This is a genomic window from Bacillus sp. ISO11 (assembly GCF_003458115.1).
In the GTDB taxonomy this organism is placed as follows: Bacteria; Bacillota; Bacilli; order Bacillales; family Bacillaceae_G; genus Bacillus_A; species Bacillus_A cereus.
The window spans coordinates 1-16,107 of sequence record NZ_QXCO01000058.1 but is presented as its reverse complement, the minus strand read 5'-3'; the positions used below and the strand labels follow the sequence as shown (position 1 = coordinate 16,107).

The following is a 16,107-nucleotide window of genomic DNA, read 5'->3' as shown; positions in this document are numbered from 1 at the left end:
TAGTAAAAAACGAGTATATATTAGGGTTCTTTGGTATGCATGATAACTAGTACTTGTTCATTCTGAGATTCACTCCAGTAAAAACCTAAAAATATAGGTTGACTAATCGTAAGAAAGACACCCAAGAAGGATTAAAAATTTGCCTTCGTCTGTTTGACCTCTTACAGAAAAATGGACGGGAATCGCATCGATATGAGAAAAAGACAGTCTTTGATATATTAGGTGTCGTTTACAATTGTGCTGTATCCAATCTAAATCAGAAAACTGCCGAAATGACTATGAATTCATGTCTTTTAAATAGAGCTGTTGTTACGCTGTAACCACTTTGTTTATTTCCGCAAATTACATAAGTTTTATCGTTTTTGCACCAGAATCGATAGCCCTACATTTATCTGCCTCCTTGGTAAGGCATCGAATAATTCTTACATATACCATCGCGATTTCTGATAACTTACATGTAGAGAGGTATCACTCAATATAACAAAAATGTAATGTTAATGAAATGTAATTCCACCGATACTATTAATGAAATTATATAAAATGAAGGGGAGTTAAAGAATTTTTATAATGAAAAAGGAGAAGTATTAATGCGAAATATATTAAGTGTAGAAAAAATTGAAAAATATTATGGTAATAAAGATAATGTAACAAAGGCTATAGATAATATTAGTTTTAAGGTAGATGAGGGGGAATTTGTTGGGATAATGGGGCCCTCAGGAAGTGGAAAAACTACATTACTTAACTGTATATCAACGATTGATCATGTTACGACGGGAAAAATAATAATCAATAATAGTGACATTACACGGTTAAAATCAAAGTCACTAGACAAGTTTAGAAAGAATGAATTAGGGTTTGTATTTCAGGACTTTAATTTATTAGATACCCTTACTGCTTATGAAAATATTGCCCTAGCGTTAACTATAAAAGGTGAGGCAAGTTCAAAAATTGATGGCAAAATACAAGCGGTTGCAAAATATTTAGACATTGAACAAGTATTAAGCAAATACCCGTATCAAATATCAGGTGGACAAAAACAAAGGGTTGCTTCGGCAAGAGCTATCGTAACAGATCCATCTTTAGTACTTGCAGATGAACCAACAGGATCGTTAGATTCTAAATCAGCTAGATTATTACTCGAAAGATTTGAAAGTCTTAATAAGGATTTAAAAGCTACCATACTTATGGTTACTCATGATGCATTTACAGCAAGCTATGCTCGTAGAATTCTATTTATTAATGATGGCAAAATATTTATTGAGTTGGTAAGAGGAAATGATTCCAGAAAAGAATTCTTTACTAAAATTATCGAAGTTATAACCCTTCTTGGAGGTGACGATAATAATGTACTCTAAAATTGCTATTGGGAATGTAAAGAAAAGTCTTAAAGATTATGCGATATATTTCTTAACACTAACACTGGCTGTTTGTATATTTTATAGCTTTAACTCAATAGAATCACAAAAAGCGCTTATGGAAATTGACGCTTCAGGTAGAGAGTATGTGCCTACTTTAATGAAAGTTATCTCAAATGTGTCAGTATTTGTATCCGTAATATTAGGTGGTTTAATATTGTATGCAAATAATTTCTTAATCAAAAAACGTAAAAAAGAATTAGGAATATACATGACTTTAGGTATGGGAAGAAGAAACATATCTAGAATATTAGTAACAGAGACATTTCTAGTTGGCGTTATATCTTTAGTGAGTGGGCTTATAATAGGTATTGGAGTATCACAGGGATTATCTACATTTGCATTAAAGTTATTTGACTTGCCTATGAATAAATATAAATTTGCAATTTCAACAGGTGCTATAGGTAAAACCGTATTATACTTTGGAATCATGTTTTTGCTTGTTATGTTATTTAATGTATATGTTGTTTCTAAATACAAAATAATTGATATGTTAACAGCAGGTAGAAAAAACGAAGATGTAAAATTTAGAAATCCTCTTATCTATGTAATCACATTTATTATGTGTGTAGCATCACTTGGATATGCATATGTGACTGTATTAAAAATCGGATTGAATTATATGAATCCTATGTTCATGGTATCGATCATTCTTGGCATATTAGGTACATTTCTTTTTTTCTTTAGTTTATCTGGATTTATATTATATGTTGTAAAGAAGAATAAAAAAGTCTATTTTAAAGGGTTAAATATATTTATCATCAAACAAATAAATAGTAAGGTTAATACAAATTTTATATCCATGTCTGTAATCTGTTTAATGTTATTCCTTACAATGGTGGTTTTATCTACAGGAATCAGCTTAAAAAGAAGTATAGATGCAACAATGAAAGAAGCAACACCATTTGATGCCAGTATTATGTTGGAGAATAGGGATGAAAGTTACACGATAGAAGACGTATTAAATAAATTTAATTTTAAAATAAGTAATAACGAAAAATATGTATCTTATAATGTATATCAAACAGGGATGAAAGTGATGGACTTTGTACCAGAAGTAATTAAAGATTTTAGGGATAGCGGTGCGGATTTCATTAAAGTATCTGATTATAATAAAATTTTAAATCTTAAAGGCGAAAAGGAAATCACTTTAAATAACAATGAAGTTTTATTTTTATCAAATAATGACCGGTTGGTTAATTCGATAAATGAAAGATTAAAAAATAGCAATAAGATGGATATTAAAGAAAAAGAATATCTGGTAAAAAACGCCAAAGTTATACAAGAGAATCTTTACACTTCTGAGGGGATAACTAATTTCTTCGCAATTGTTATAAATGATGAGTTTTTATCAGGCTACAAAATTAGTACATCCGTACTCAATGTAAATTATTTAGATGAAAATAGAGAAGAATATAATAAAAAATATGATAACGTTACACCGGTCTTTTATGACAAAAATGGCCCAAAATTAAATATTTTGTCTATAAGAGGCATATCAAAGGATGAAGCTTATGCGGAAAATAAGGGGTTGAAAATTGTCATACTGTTTATGGGGATATATATAGGTATTGTATTTTTAATAACAAGTATGGCTGTATTAGCTCTTCAACAATTATCAGAAGCCAGTGATAGCATAGATCGATATAAATCTTTGAAGAGAATTGGTTCAAACGGAACAATGATCGACAAAACGATTTTTATTCAAACTTTCGTATACTTTAGTCTTCCAGTTACTCTTGCCCTAATTCATTCTGTAGTTGGAATTTATTTAGTCAATAATTTTATTAACGCATTTCATCAAACAGACATTACTTTACCAGCATTGATGACTGGCTTAGTATTTCTTGTAGTTTATGTAGGATATTTCTACACGACATATGTCGGGTATAAAAATATTGTAAAAAGTAATACTTGATTTTATAATGCTCATTAAGGCTATTACACCTTGTTTCTCAAGATGTAATAGCCTTATATTCTATATAGGAAGGGAAAAGTCATGAAAAAAATCATTCTGATTGAAGATGATGAAATCATCAGAGAAGAATTACAACATTTTTTTATAAAGTATGGATATGAAGTAAAGGCTCCCACAGATTTTAATCATATTATCGAATATATAGAAAGTGAGAATGCAGACCTTATATTACTAGATATAAATCTTCCAGTGTTCGATGGCTATTATATATGCAGAGAAATACGTAAAACTTCAGATGTTCCAATCATCATGGTTACAAGCAGAGATAGTGATGTAGATGAACTAATAAGTATGAATTTAGGAGCAGATGATTTTATAACAAAGCCTTATAATACAGAAATACTATTAGCAAGAGTAACAAACATTTTAAGAAGAACATCTGGAGATTTAAAGACAAATCATATCTTAATGTATAGGGATTTTAATTTAAATCTTTCAAATGCAACAGTTACTTATCAAGACAAGTCTGTAGAGTTAACTAAAAATGAAGTTAAAATACTCTCATGCTTAATAAATAATCGTGGAAATATTGTAAAAAGAGATTCACTCATAGAAACTTTATGGAAGTCTGATTATTTTGTGGATGATAGCACCTTAACTGTTAATATAAATAGATTAAGAAAAAAGCTTGAAGAGATAGGTATAGAAAATCCAATTGCAACAAGAAGAAGCTTAGGGTATATAATGCCATGAATTTAGGTGAATTTATTAAAGATAAAATAGTAGTAATACTATCAAATGTACTAGGATATATCATATTAGCAGGTATATTGCTGACTGCGCATATTCCGTTCATTATCGTATTCTTTGTCTTTTGTATTTGGTTTTTCCCATTGATTTCATATATGTCTATAGAATTTATAAGATGTAAAAATTATTATAATGAGATTAATGGCATCTTAGAAAACTTGGAGAAAAAATACTTACTTCCAGAAGTAGTAAAGGAAGCAAACTTTATACATGGAGAAAAGCTTAACGCTATACTGAAAGAAGTAAGTAGAGATATGCATGAAAATGTAAAGTATTATAGAGATATGCAGTTGGATTACAGAGAATATATAGAAACATGGGTGCATGAAATTAAGACACCAATAGCTTCTACAAAGCTTATAATTGAAAATAATCAAAATGAAATAACTAATAAAATTGACTCTCAAATGGATCGAATCGAGGGGTTTGTAGAACAGGTTCTGTATTATTCTCGAAGCAATAACGTTAATAAAGACTACATTATCAAGCCAATCAACCTTGATAATGTAGTAAGGAATGTAATTAAAAGAAACTATAGGGATTTTATTCATAAGAGAATAAAATTAGATATACAGGATATTGATGAGATTGTATATAGTGATGGAAAATGGGTTGAATTTATTATTAATCAAATAATAGGAAATTCTATAAAGTACTCAAATAACAAAGAACAAATGATACGTATATGCTCAATTAAGAAAACTAACTCAGTAATACTAACTATAGAGGATAATGGAGTAGGGATAGCAACTAAAGATATAAATAGAGTTTTTGAGAAAGGATTTACTGGAGAGAATGGAAGGAAATTTAGCAAAAGTACAGGAATGGGATTGTATCTATGCGAAAAACTGTGTTCAAAATTAGGTATGAAAATTACCATTGATTCTGAAGTTAATAAGGGAACTAGGGTTACATTAATATTTCCGTTGTCAGGTATGGTAACTTTTGAGCCTTATTTATAAAATAGTGCTGCTATCCTTCCACGAATTTCGTATGAAACTTAAGAACAAACGTAAAACGGTATGAAAAGACTAGTAATTCTCTTCATACCGTTTGTATTATTTAGTCATTTAACATATTGGTATATTTAATTGTGAATCAGATCAATGTTAATCTGGATTAGTCATTACTATTTTTGATGCCCACTAATACTTAACGTAAGATTTGGTTTGGTTGCTACACAGACCTCGTAAGCGAGAAATTGTACACTATATAAAACAGTAAAATAAATAGCCGATCCCTTAGCGTACAAGGAATCGGCTATTTTATGTCTAAATTCTGTTCAAACGCACAGTTTTCTTTTTTGATATTGTGACTCTATGCCCATCAAGCTAAGATTTTTAATTACCCCTAAAACGAAAAAGTTATTTCTCTACAGTCATTTATGAAAAATTAATCGAATTTCTTTTTTTACAGATGATTAATTTTTAAAAATTATACTCAAGGGTTAGGGTTTTACAATAACTTTTATGAACTATTAATACTTCATAAAAGTTATTGTGAATTTAGTGAATGAGTGTTTTTGACTTTCTACTTTAATAAATCCATGGTGAGCTTCGATAATTGATTTCGCTAGTGCTAAGCCAATTCCAATGGAGCCTTCTTTATTAGAATTTTTTGTTTTGTAAAATCTATCGAATATATATGGCAAATCTTCTGATGCAATACCTTCACCAAAATCTTGAATTATTATTTCAGTATGAATAGGAGAGTTTGTGACTTCAACATAAATAGAACTATTATCATTTGAATGTTCAATGGAATTCTTTAAAATATTTAATAAAGCTTCTTGCATCCAAATACTGTCATGGAAAAGTGATATTTTTTCATTGGTTTTTAAATGTATGTTCATATTTTTTTTATTTAATTTACTGTTCAAACTAGCAATGACCTCATAAATTGTATCAATAATATCAGAGTTTTCTTTTTCAAATAGTATTGCTCTAGCATCTATTTTTGAAACTTTTAATAAATTATGTATTAAAAAGTTGATTCTTGAAATTTGAACATCATTATTGTGTAAAAAATGATATTGTTGTTCATTTAATTTACCTTGTAATAAGATATCATTGTTCACTGTTAGTGTTGAGAGGGGTGTTTTTAGTTGATGAGAAATATCTTGTAAAGTTTGAATTAAAAATTGTTTTTCTTCCATTAAATTATGCATACTTTTTCTAATAACATTTTTCAGTTTATGAAAAGAATTAGCAAGTTTAGCTAGATCACCTTCTCTATTTTCCTTGATATCAATGGTGTAATCACCTTCAATAATTTTATTCGCTGCAGCTGTTACATTTCTAATTTTTAAGAAAAAAGATTTATATTGTAAGTAATTTAGAAAAATTAGGATTAAGCTGAACCCTATTGCTCCAAGGAACATGTATATATTGTTTTGGGATATATGTTTATTTAAATAAGGAAAAAGTCTTGAATCCAATTCAGCAGATAGACCGTATTGTTTTAATAGCATTTCTCCATCACTGGAATAATCATTTTTATTGGCTGTATCATTTGTAAGTGCTTGTATTATTTCGTATTCATTTTCTGGGTTTTGTTCAATTAGTTTTCCAGTAATTTCACTCCAAATAGTAATATAATCATTTTTTAAATGGTCATATAGAATATGAACTGTGATAACTTGATATATAATAAATAAAAAAGAGATTAATGCTAATGTAAGTATATTAATTTTTATTTCTCTATTTATCATTAAATTACTCCTTACTGACGTCTTTATTCCAGAAATATCCGACACCTCTTTGTGTGATTATACAGTCAGGATTTTGTGGATTATCCTCAATTTTACTTCTCAATCTTTTTACATAAACAGAAAGAGTATTTTCATCGAAAAACACTTCACCTTCATCTGCTATTTTTTTCAATATCTCATTTCTTTGTAACACTTTATGAGGATTTAGCATTAACGTTAATAAGAGTTTGTATTCTAAATGTGTTAAATTTATACTTTTCTCATGCTTAAAGGCTCTGGCTGCTTCAACTTCAAGCTGTATATTTTCAGACTTCAATATAGTATTAGAAGCTGTTTTAATTTTTTTTCTTAATTGTACTTTTACTCTAGATAATAGCTCTTTTACCCTGAAGGGTTTTGTTATATAATCATCTCCACCAATATCAAGGCCCATTACTACATTTGCCTCCTCATCCAGTGCTGTGAGAAAAATAATAGGTATATCACCTTTTCTTTTAAGATAGGTACATAAATCATACCCATTTCCATCTGGGAGTCCAACATCCAATATAGCTAAGTCAAATTTATTATTTTCGTATTGGTCTTTTGCATCTTGTACAGTAGAAACTCTTATGACCTCAAGTCCTTCTCCTTTTAGAGTAAACTCAATAGCCATTCCTAGATCGTTATCGTCTTCAACGAATAATACTTTATCCACAGTATCTCTCCTCATTTGTCTTTGATTATGGCAGTATTTTAGATTATGACAGTTATTTTACACGTTGATTGGCTAATTTAAAATAGTTTAGTATGGAAATGGATTTTTAGAGGCTTTTCTGAGTATAAGCATAATACCCAAATCGACTTAAAGCTTTTCAGTACATAATGAGATACAACAATTACTTAAAGCAGAATATTTATGTAATTCATACATGTACTTGCTTAAATTTTGAAAAACCTTGTAATAGTGTCTTGTTGAATTTGTACGTTTTTATACAATCAGTAAAGTTTTGTTTAAGTTATCTTATACAAAAATGTTAAATGAAATTTGAATTCACATTAATTATGTAAATGAATTTTAAAAAACAGATCATTGAGAATAAGAGCCGAATGGGAGCGGATTTTTGAGAATTTGAAAAGTATGTGTGTACTTAAATAAGTGTATAAAAGCCGTTTAATTTTAAAGTATATCTTAATCAGAGTTACGAGTATATAAAAAGTTAGATTTAGTAATCTTACTAAACTGTAAGATTAAAGTATATATAGTAAGACAAGAGTTATTCAATTAACAATTAAAGACGTCTATACTGAAAGTAATCATTCTTTATTAAGACTTGTAGCATTGTAGCCACTGTTTATATAAAGAAAAAACCTACTGTTCTAATCCCAGATTAAACATAGTATATGAGGAGGAAGAAAATGAAAAAAATAATAGGCTTTCTAGTAGTAACAGCAATTTTTATAGGTATAGGGTTTGCTGTAAATCGGTATATAAATGGTCCCTCACAACCAGTAAACGGTATCATGGTATCTGGAACGAAAGAAAATATATCAGCTGTCAAAAATCTGTATAAAGATCAAAACGTACGAACAACAGATTATAGTTATAAATTGGTCACAGAAATAATCAAACAAGAATTCACTACCGAACAGAAAGAAGAAATTAAGAAAGAATGGAAAGAAAAAGGAGGAAATATGACTGAAGAAGAGATAGACAAGGAACTTAATAAACCATCTGTTACAAAGAAACAATATGCGGTTATTACAAAATCTACAGCTGAAAAATTCTTAAAAAAAGGAATTATAAGAACACCCTTATCTAAAGAAGATAGTTCAATGACTTCAGCCTCGGTAAAAGAAATAAAAGAATTAGCGAGGGAAAAAAACATCTTTTATAGAAAAAATGCGGAAGATGGGGAAGTTAAGGATGGAAATTTAAATTTAAATGGACAAATGATACCTGTTCAACATATTGAACAAAATAATTGGATTGGCTATTTTTCATCACCGATAGTAATTGTTAATGAGGAAACATATAAACAATTAAAAGAAAAAGAAGTAAGCCTTTCGTTAATTCAGTTTGCAAAAGAAAATTTTGATTATAAAAATAAAAACAAGGTAAAAAAGGTGGTCGAATACGTTTCGAAAGTGTATGCAGTGAAAGACGAGAATGGTGAGTACGATAAGGATAAAATCTATTTTGTAGAGATTCAAAATTAATCTGTGAAAAGGATGAGTTGTATGGAGGTTGTTAGATTAGAAAATGTAGTAAAAACATATGGAGAAGGAGAAACGCAAGTACAGGCGTTAAAAGGAATTAATCTTTCCATTCGTAGGGGAGAATTCGTAACCATAGTTGGAGCATCAGGTTCTGGTAAAAGTACCTTATTGCATATTTTAGGAGGGCTGGATCGTCCGAGTTCGGGAAATGTGTTTATAGGTGATGAAAATATCTACAATTATAAAGATAATGAACTCTCTATTTTTCGCCGAAGAAAAGTTGGCTTTATATTTCAGTTTTTTAATTTAATTCCTGTCTTGAATGTACAAGAAAATATTGCTTTGCCAGCTCTATTGGACGAAGAACAGGTAGATGATCATTACCTGGATGAAATTATAAGAACACTAGGGTTAAATGAAAGACGAGATCATTTGCCTTCTGAATTATCAGGTGGTCAACAACAAAGGGTATCTATTGGTAGATCTCTTATAAATAAACCCGATATTATCTTAGCGGATGAACCAACCGGAAATCTAGATACAAAAAATACAAAAGAAGTTCTGAATTTATTAAAAGTAACGGCTAAAAAATATAATCAGACGGTGATTTTAATTACTCATGATCCTGCTATCGCATCAAACTCTGATCGAATTATAACCATTACAGATGGCATGATTATTTCAGATAAACAATTAGTGCAAAATCAAGAAAAATGTGGAGGGGAGGAGTATTGATTCATAGTTACAAACAGTTAAGTCAAAAATATCTCAGAAGTAATATAAAACGTACTTTGCTAACATTAACAGGTATTATTCTAGCGTTGGCGCTAATAACAACGATTGGACTTTTTTTTAATAGTGGATACACTTCGGGAATTGAAAATGCTAAAAAAGGTTCTATGGGTTCTGCAAATATTTCAGTTGAAAATTATAATCAAAAGCTTTTCAATATGATAAAAAGTAATCCTAATATATCTTCTTATGGCATCATAACTCCAGGAGAGGTAATCCAATTTGATGAGATAGCTGTCTCTTATATGTATGCAGATCATCAAGCATTGAAGCTGTTAAAGTCTAGTATTCCTGTAGAAGGTAAGCTACCTTCAAATGAAAACGAGGCTGTTTTAGAAAAATGGATGCTGCCTTACTTCGGGCCTAATCTTAAATTAGGCGGTATGTTTACTATTCATGAAAAAAAATATAAACTTGTTGGTTTGTTAAATAAGTCTAGTAGTAATCAGGAAAATAAACCCGGTCAATTATTGACATATAAAAATAAGTTTAAAGTTGGAGAAGGTAGCGTATTGATTGAATTGCATAAGTACGCAAACTTTGATGAAGTTGAAAATCAATTTAAATTATTGACGAATAAAGAAAATATAAGAGTGAATGACCAATTAAAGAAAGCCTTAAAGCCTAGTGTGGAGATAATGGCGGCAGCCGCTATAAGTATTGGGATTGTTGTGATTTCAACGATTGTTATTATTTACAATGCATTTCAAATTAGTATAGTAGAGCGAATGAAACAGTTTGGGCTATTGAGGAGTATTGGAGCTACAAAAAAACAAATCAGAAAAATTGTGATAAGAGAAGCAACATTTCTTTCTATTATTGCTATCTTTTTTGGGATTTTGTGCAGTATATTAGTAGTCTTTTTACTTAATCAAGTACTGATAAACGTACTTAAAAACTCTATGGGATATACAATTAAATTAGATTGGTTAATTATATGTGTAAGTTCTTTAATTACATTGATAACTGTTTATATTTCAAGTTATTTTCCTGCTTTTTTTGCAGGTAGAATTTCACCGTTATTGGCCGTAAGTAGCCGATTAGCTATAAAAAAAGAAAAAATAAAGAAAAAAAAGAGAACAAAATTAAAGAAACCACTATCTTTTCCGTTAAGTATGGCATTAAAAAATATCCAAAGGAATCCCAATAGATATACAGTTACAATTTTGTCTATTATTATAAGTAGTGTACTGTATATCACGTTTACGTTTCTCATAGATACTGCCATTCAGCGTAAACAACCGGAAATTCAAGCTCTAAAATCGGATATATCAGTTACGGTTAATTCAAATTTAGACAAGCCTAGCATAGATCGTATGAGTCAAAATATTTATAAAGTTAATAACGTAGAGAAGCTGTACAAGCAATATCAGGCAAATAATTTTTATACAAAAGTACCAAAAAATAAACAAATTAAAGAATTACAAGGAAATGAATCGCTGTATCAAAAAATAAAATATAATAATCAAACTGTAGAAATTATGAAAACACAAATAAAAGCATACGATGAGAATAGTTTAAAGAAACTAGCTGAAAATGTAACTAGTGGAAGAATTGATATTTCAAAATTAAATCGTGAAAAAGAGGTTGTTTTAGTAAAACAAGCTGCATCAAATGATATGAATACAAGTAAAAAATATATAGGTTCTCTAAGCACTTTTCAGGTAGGGGATGAAATCCAAATAACAAGTCAGCAAGAAAGAAAATCTACAGAGGGAGTCTCCTACAATGAAGAAAAACTAGAAACTTTAAAAATAGCTGCAATTGTAGAATTGGACATTTTTAATATGAGCAGAGTGATGGATACCATAACTTTTATTACTAGTGAACAAATAGCTGAATATATTACACCATCTCCACAAAAATTAACAGGTTTTGAAATTGATTTAGAGAATCAATCTCGGGCTGATGCTACAATTTTAGATATACAAAAGAAACTGGGTGGAGATGCATCTATAGATGTACAAAATAATATTGTTCAAAGTAATTTCCATACAGACAATATACTTTATATAAAAATATTAGGGTACGGATTTATAGCTGTTATTACACTAATTGGTTGTGTAAATATTTTAAATACCATTACAGTCAGCATCATTATGAGAAGAAAAGAATTGGCTGCTTTAAAATCGATTGGTATGTCGCAGAAGGATTTGAAAAAGATGGTTATATATGAGGGACTTCTGTACGGTTTCTTTGGAAGCATGCAAGGGATCTTTTTCGGCTGTATGCTGTCGTATATTCTTTATGTAGCACTGTCAAATACGGTGTCGTTTGAATGGATTATACCTTATCAATCTAGCTTTATCACATTTATAACTGCACTTTTGATTAGTTATGTATCGGTACTAATTCCGCTTCGGAAAATTAAAAAGGATAACGTTATAGATGTAATTAGAGAAGAATAGCAGTAGTTAAAACAATATGTGATTCTGCAGTTCAACTGAGATACGTATAAAACGGTTCGTAATCTGTATTATATGTTCAAATCGAGGAATTCTAAAACATAAAATACAAAAGTACCTTATATTATATAAGGTACTTTTGTATTTTTTAAAATGACATAAGATACGTTTACTTGAGTTTTTTAGGTAGTTAGGGTTTGATATACTAACTTAAAATAAAAATGTTGAGTAGTTCATTTTCATTATACATCAATATATCTGAATTAAAAATGCAATTTTGCATCGAAATATCTGCAGTACCAATTCCATAATAGTCTCAAGTCTATTAAAGTGGGAGCATTGTTGTTACTAGTTGGTGGAGTCATTTTCTTAAAACATAAAAATACATAAAAAGAGAAGTAAGGACGAGTTACGTAAAGTTGTATATGATTACACGCAGTGAGAAACAAGAATTAGAAATGTGTATGATGTATTGATGGCTACATGTTATGTGGGGAGGATACTTGTTATTGGAAAAAGTATTTAGTGAAAACATAAATTGAAGTGTTTGTATAAAAAACCTCCCAAAGGAGGCTTTTTATGAAGATAAACGTTTTGAAGCAGTCATCTTTTTAACTTTCATAATAATTTCACGTTCTAACATTTCATTTTTCTTACCAATTCGGCTTCCAATAAAGAAAACATCGATTAAAGCCCAGAAACCAAGCCCTCCAAGAGTCAGTGTCATGGCAATTGCCATACCAAAGTCACGTGCGTAGTAGCGGTGACCACCAAGTCCGCCTAGAAAAAACCAAATTAGGTAAGCAAGTCCTTTTGATTTTTTCTTTTTCTCAAACTCTGAAGTAACAAGAACCATTTGATCCGTTGTTAAGTCCTTTTTCAATAGTAGGTTATCCATTAAAATTCTCCCTTTAAATGTAAGATATAATTATTCCGAATATAAATATATAACAATATTAACTTTAATGTAATAACCCAGAAAAATATTATTGGTAATTCAAAAATTAATGGTTCAATACAATTTAAAGAATATGGTCAATCATTTGTATGAAATAGCCTGTGTATACCATTTGGGATACTATAATTAATTTTCAATTTCATTTCAAGAACAACGGAAACAAAAGAGAAATGGAAACGAAATCATGAAAGAAACTATATTAAAAGCACTACGATTTAAAAATAGAAAAGGCCTCATCAAATAAAGATGAAATTGGTGGGTCAGTTTCAAGTTGTATAAAATTTAAAGCGCATTTGTATAATCATGGAGAAATAAGAGATTGTTTGTTCGGTTCGCATAGCGAATCTGTTATTTAATTAAAACAAGAGATTAAGAAATATATAACATACATAATTATTATAGATGTCAATGGAATTATTGTTGATGCCAATTTAAATAAAAATGTAAGAGAATAAAAAAATCGTCAGTTGCTTTTTAAAAGCGCTGACGATTTTTTGTATAGTCTCATAGCTAGACCTAATTATTAAAAGTTAAATAAATTTCTATATAGTTTAAATTTAAATAAATTAAATAGGAATTTGGGGCTATATTTGTTTTAAAGGGATTGAGGTGGATCTAATTTCATTGAATCTATCATAACTTTAATATTTTTCGAATTGCCTTTAACAGATAGTTTCACTTTTTCAATTTCCAATGTTTTTGAAAAATCTTCATTTCCTATTGAGCCAATTAACTGATCTAATTTATTAGTCCATGTAATGTTAGTAGCTTGAATCATTGCCTTAATCGTAGGTATATCTGCGTAGCCAGTATACATAATTCCATCAATTACTTTTCCGTTTTCTCCTAACATGACACTTACCCATTTCATATCTTGATCTGATTTATCTACTTCTTTAGGGTAATAAAACCTATATGTATTGGATTTCTTTTCTAGTTCAAGATTAAATGGAAGAATTTCAATACCTTGAGTAGATACAGTACTCTTGATTTTATTATAGTTTTTTAAATATTCTTCTGCTGTCATATGTTTAAGTGCAACTTTTTCTTTTACATCCACTGGTTCTTTTCCGGGTGCTTCTATTTTGTTGAGAGTATCTTTGTGTTCTATATCTGTGCAACCTAACAGGATAGCCGCTATCAGAAAGGTTCCGAGTATAAGTATTTTCTTTGGCATAAAATCTCTCCTTAAGTGATATAGGAAAAATGCCGAAGGAGTTGATATCCTTAACAATTTCGGCGTTTTTCAAGTTTGGATACTTAAATTTTTTTATAACGAAAAAGAATCATTTATATGATCTAATTGATTTAAGAAAGAACAGTACAATTAGTCCTGAAATAAATAATAAGACCCCATTTATTAATAAGATTAATGGTGGACCATAAATGTCAGCGAAAAATGAGGAAATTGCTAAAGCGACTGGTGATGCAATACTCGTAAGAGAACCTAGTGTTCCAAAAGTCCTTCCCTGTAACTCAGGATCTACCTCAACTTTAATAATCACATTGACTAACAATGTACAAAATGAAAAAAGTATTCCCAAGAGGAGAATTAATGGTACTGCATAAAGAACAGATGGAGCAAAAGATAGCCCTACAAAGATTGGAGCTAGTAAAACCATACTAAGGATTATCCACCAACCCCGTCGATGTAACTTATTATCAAAAAAGATAATAATGCCTGCGCCTAACATATAACCTATTGGAATGCTAGATTCAATTATCCCAAATTCAATCGGATTTGCCTTCCACACTTTTACAGACATTACTTGAATAAGCATTAATGAAGCAGTGAAAAATGTGATTAAAGTAGGCGAGAGTATAATAACAGATTTAGCAAAAGGGTTCTGCCATATATACTTGAATCCTGCAACAAGGTCCTCTTGAAATGAATTTTTGATTCCTGTTTTTTTTGTAGAATTAGGAAACTTTCCACTTAACAACACTAAAATAGCGGATAACATAAAAGTAACTGCGTCAACTGAGATAGCAATGCTACCACCAAATGCTGCAACTACAACTCCGCCTATTGCTAGCCCCGAAATACGAGATACATTATCTGCTACATTTAATACTCCAGTAGCTTGTTGAACTTTGTCTTTTCCTACAATATCAACTAAGGAAGCATGGAATGCAGGTGACTGAAATAATCCTGCACAGGAAGTAAGAGCGGTTAAGATAATAATAAGAATAAAGGGGGTACCGGGTATTGCAATACAAAATGCGATGCTTAGTATTAAAAGACTTCTTATTATATCTGTTATCCACATTAGTTTTCTACGATCTACCCTATCTGCAACAGTACCTGCAATGGAAGAAAACAACATGCTCATGACCATATGAGTTATGGCAATTGTAGACATTAATTTGGCACTTCCTGTTGCTTGCAGTACCCAGAGGTTTAAAGCAATACTGTGAAATGAATTTCCAAACATTGATAAGGTATAACCTGTAAATACAAAAGTAAATGTACGATTTTTCCATAATGTCTTTTTCGAAGAAACAGCAAGAGTGGAATCTAATTCGACCTGTTGTTGCATAGTATTGTCACCTCACAAATTTAAGTATCTCATTTATAAAAATTTGTTTGCAAACTAATGGTGATGAACTTTAGTAATCGAGTTAATTAGATGATTAATGAAATGGAATCTAATTGTAAAAGAGCTATATTAATATAAGATATTGTTATTTAGAGGTAAAAACGGTAGGTATGAAATGGATTTAAGTACATAAATGTTTGAAAAATAAAAAACAATATAAATTAACCATAGAAATCTTAGAATGTAAGTGGATTTAAATTGTTATGAAATTAAATTACTAGAAAATATCTACTAATGGCATTATCAAATTTGTAGAAGTAAATCTTTAATTTATAAAGAAAATTTTAATTAGCATTTAGG

General features: G+C 29.7%; 12 protein-coding genes and 2 pseudogenes. 9 read left to right on the top strand and 5 right to left on the bottom strand.

Annotated features, from left to right (window positions below):
- Positions 1 to 110 precede the first annotated feature (110 nt).
- From D1166_RS29750 to D1166_RS29730, 5 genes and pseudogenes are all read left to right on the top strand, one after another.
- Positions 111 to 320, top strand: a pseudogene (locus tag D1166_RS29750) (hypothetical protein); the annotation flags it as partial.
- A 267-nt stretch (positions 321 to 587) separates the two neighbouring features.
- A complete protein-coding gene (locus D1166_RS29745; RefSeq protein ID WP_001244394.1) occupies positions 588 to 1,355 on the top strand; it encodes an ABC transporter ATP-binding protein in 768 nt (255 codons plus the stop codon).
- Positions 1,345 to 3,333, top strand: a complete 1,989-nt coding sequence (locus D1166_RS29740) for an FtsX-like permease family protein (protein ID WP_098280116.1) — start codon at positions 1,345 to 1,347, stop codon at positions 3,331 to 3,333. The genes D1166_RS29745 and D1166_RS29740 overlap by 11 nt, the downstream gene beginning before the upstream one ends.
- An 81-nt stretch (positions 3,334 to 3,414) precedes the next feature.
- On the top strand, positions 3,415 to 4,086 hold the full coding sequence (locus D1166_RS29735; protein ID WP_000720523.1) for a response regulator transcription factor: 672 nt from the start codon (positions 3,415 to 3,417) through the stop codon (positions 4,084 to 4,086).
- Entirely contained in the window at positions 4,083 to 5,105 is a 1,023-nt protein-coding gene (locus tag D1166_RS29730) for a sensor histidine kinase (RefSeq protein ID WP_098221081.1), read from the top strand. The genes D1166_RS29735 and D1166_RS29730 overlap by 4 nt, the downstream gene beginning before the upstream one ends.
- 515 nt (positions 5,106 to 5,620) lie before the next feature.
- Here the strand turns inward: D1166_RS29730 and D1166_RS29725 are convergent.
- Both D1166_RS29725 and D1166_RS29720 read right to left on the bottom strand, forming a co-directional pair.
- Positions 5,621 to 6,853: a sensor histidine kinase gene (locus D1166_RS29725; protein ID WP_047387410.1), complete on the bottom strand. Its 1,233-nt coding sequence runs from the start codon at positions 6,851 to 6,853 to the stop codon at positions 5,621 to 5,623.
- Between the two features lie 4 nt (positions 6,854 to 6,857).
- Positions 6,858 to 7,550, bottom strand: coding sequence for a response regulator transcription factor (locus tag D1166_RS29720; protein ID WP_000362055.1), 693 nt, complete (start codon positions 7,548 to 7,550; stop codon positions 6,858 to 6,860).
- A 701-nt stretch (positions 7,551 to 8,251) separates the two neighbouring features.
- Between D1166_RS29720 and D1166_RS29715 the strand changes: the two genes are divergently transcribed.
- Genes D1166_RS29715 through D1166_RS29705 form a run of 3 tightly spaced genes read left to right on the top strand, consistent with a single transcriptional unit; the run spans position 8,252 to position 12,252 of the window.
- Positions 8,252 to 9,052: a lipoprotein BA_5634 family protein gene (locus D1166_RS29715; protein WP_098221080.1), complete on the top strand. Its 801-nt coding sequence runs from the start codon at positions 8,252 to 8,254 to the stop codon at positions 9,050 to 9,052.
- A 21-nt stretch (positions 9,053 to 9,073) separates the two neighbouring features.
- Entirely contained in the window at positions 9,074 to 9,787 is a 714-nt protein-coding gene (locus D1166_RS29710) for an ABC transporter ATP-binding protein (RefSeq protein ID WP_065230008.1), read from the top strand.
- A complete protein-coding gene (locus D1166_RS29705) occupies positions 9,784 to 12,252 on the top strand; it encodes an ABC transporter permease (RefSeq protein WP_097879710.1) in 2,469 nt (822 codons plus the stop codon). The genes D1166_RS29710 and D1166_RS29705 overlap by 4 nt, the downstream gene beginning before the upstream one ends.
- A 574-nt stretch (positions 12,253 to 12,826) precedes the next feature.
- Here D1166_RS29705 and D1166_RS29700 read toward each other — a convergent pair.
- Positions 12,827 to 13,147 (bottom strand): TM2 domain-containing protein, encoded by a 321-nt coding sequence (locus D1166_RS29700; protein WP_000369371.1) that lies wholly within the window; start codon positions 13,145 to 13,147, stop codon positions 12,827 to 12,829.
- 115 nt (positions 13,148 to 13,262) lie between these two features.
- Here D1166_RS29700 and D1166_RS32040 point away from each other — a divergent pair.
- A pseudogene (locus D1166_RS32040) lies at positions 13,263 to 13,519 on the top strand (IS3 family transposase); the annotation flags it as partial.
- 283 nt (positions 13,520 to 13,802) lie between these two features.
- Here D1166_RS32040 and D1166_RS29695 read toward each other — a convergent pair.
- A complete protein-coding gene (locus D1166_RS29695; RefSeq protein ID WP_118043537.1) occupies positions 13,803 to 14,384 on the bottom strand; it encodes a hypothetical protein in 582 nt (193 codons plus the stop codon).
- Positions 14,385 to 14,493: 109 nt separating this feature from the next.
- Positions 14,494 to 15,747, bottom strand: a complete 1,254-nt coding sequence (locus D1166_RS29690; RefSeq protein WP_097879708.1) for an MFS transporter — start codon at positions 15,745 to 15,747, stop codon at positions 14,494 to 14,496.
- Positions 15,748 to 16,107: the final 360 nt, after the last annotated feature.

Excerpts from the sequence above, each read along its gene's own strand:
- D1166_RS29715 (WP_098221080.1), top strand. The coding sequence starts at position 8,252 with ATGAAAAAAATAATAGGCTTTCTAGTAGTAACAGCAATTTTTATAGGT.
- D1166_RS29695 (WP_118043537.1), bottom strand. The coding sequence starts at position 14,384 with ATGCCAAAGAAAATACTTATACTCGGAACCTTTCTGATAGCGGCTATC.
- D1166_RS29700 (WP_000369371.1), bottom strand. The coding sequence starts at position 13,147 with ATGGATAACCTACTATTGAAAAAGGACTTAACAACGGATCAAATGGTT.
- D1166_RS29745 (WP_001244394.1), top strand. The coding sequence starts at position 588 with ATGCGAAATATATTAAGTGTAGAAAAAATTGAAAAATATTATGGTAAT.
- D1166_RS29740 (WP_098280116.1), top strand. The coding sequence starts at position 1,345 with ATGTACTCTAAAATTGCTATTGGGAATGTAAAGAAAAGTCTTAAAGAT.
- D1166_RS29735 (WP_000720523.1), top strand. The coding sequence starts at position 3,415 with ATGAAAAAAATCATTCTGATTGAAGATGATGAAATCATCAGAGAAGAA.
- D1166_RS29730 (WP_098221081.1), top strand. The coding sequence starts at position 4,083 with ATGAATTTAGGTGAATTTATTAAAGATAAAATAGTAGTAATACTATCA.
- D1166_RS29725 (WP_047387410.1), bottom strand. The coding sequence starts at position 6,853 with ATGATAAATAGAGAAATAAAAATTAATATACTTACATTAGCATTAATC.
- D1166_RS29710 (WP_065230008.1), top strand. The coding sequence starts at position 9,074 with ATGGAGGTTGTTAGATTAGAAAATGTAGTAAAAACATATGGAGAAGGA.
- D1166_RS29690 (WP_097879708.1), bottom strand. The coding sequence starts at position 15,747 with ATGCAACAACAGGTCGAATTAGATTCCACTCTTGCTGTTTCTTCGAAA.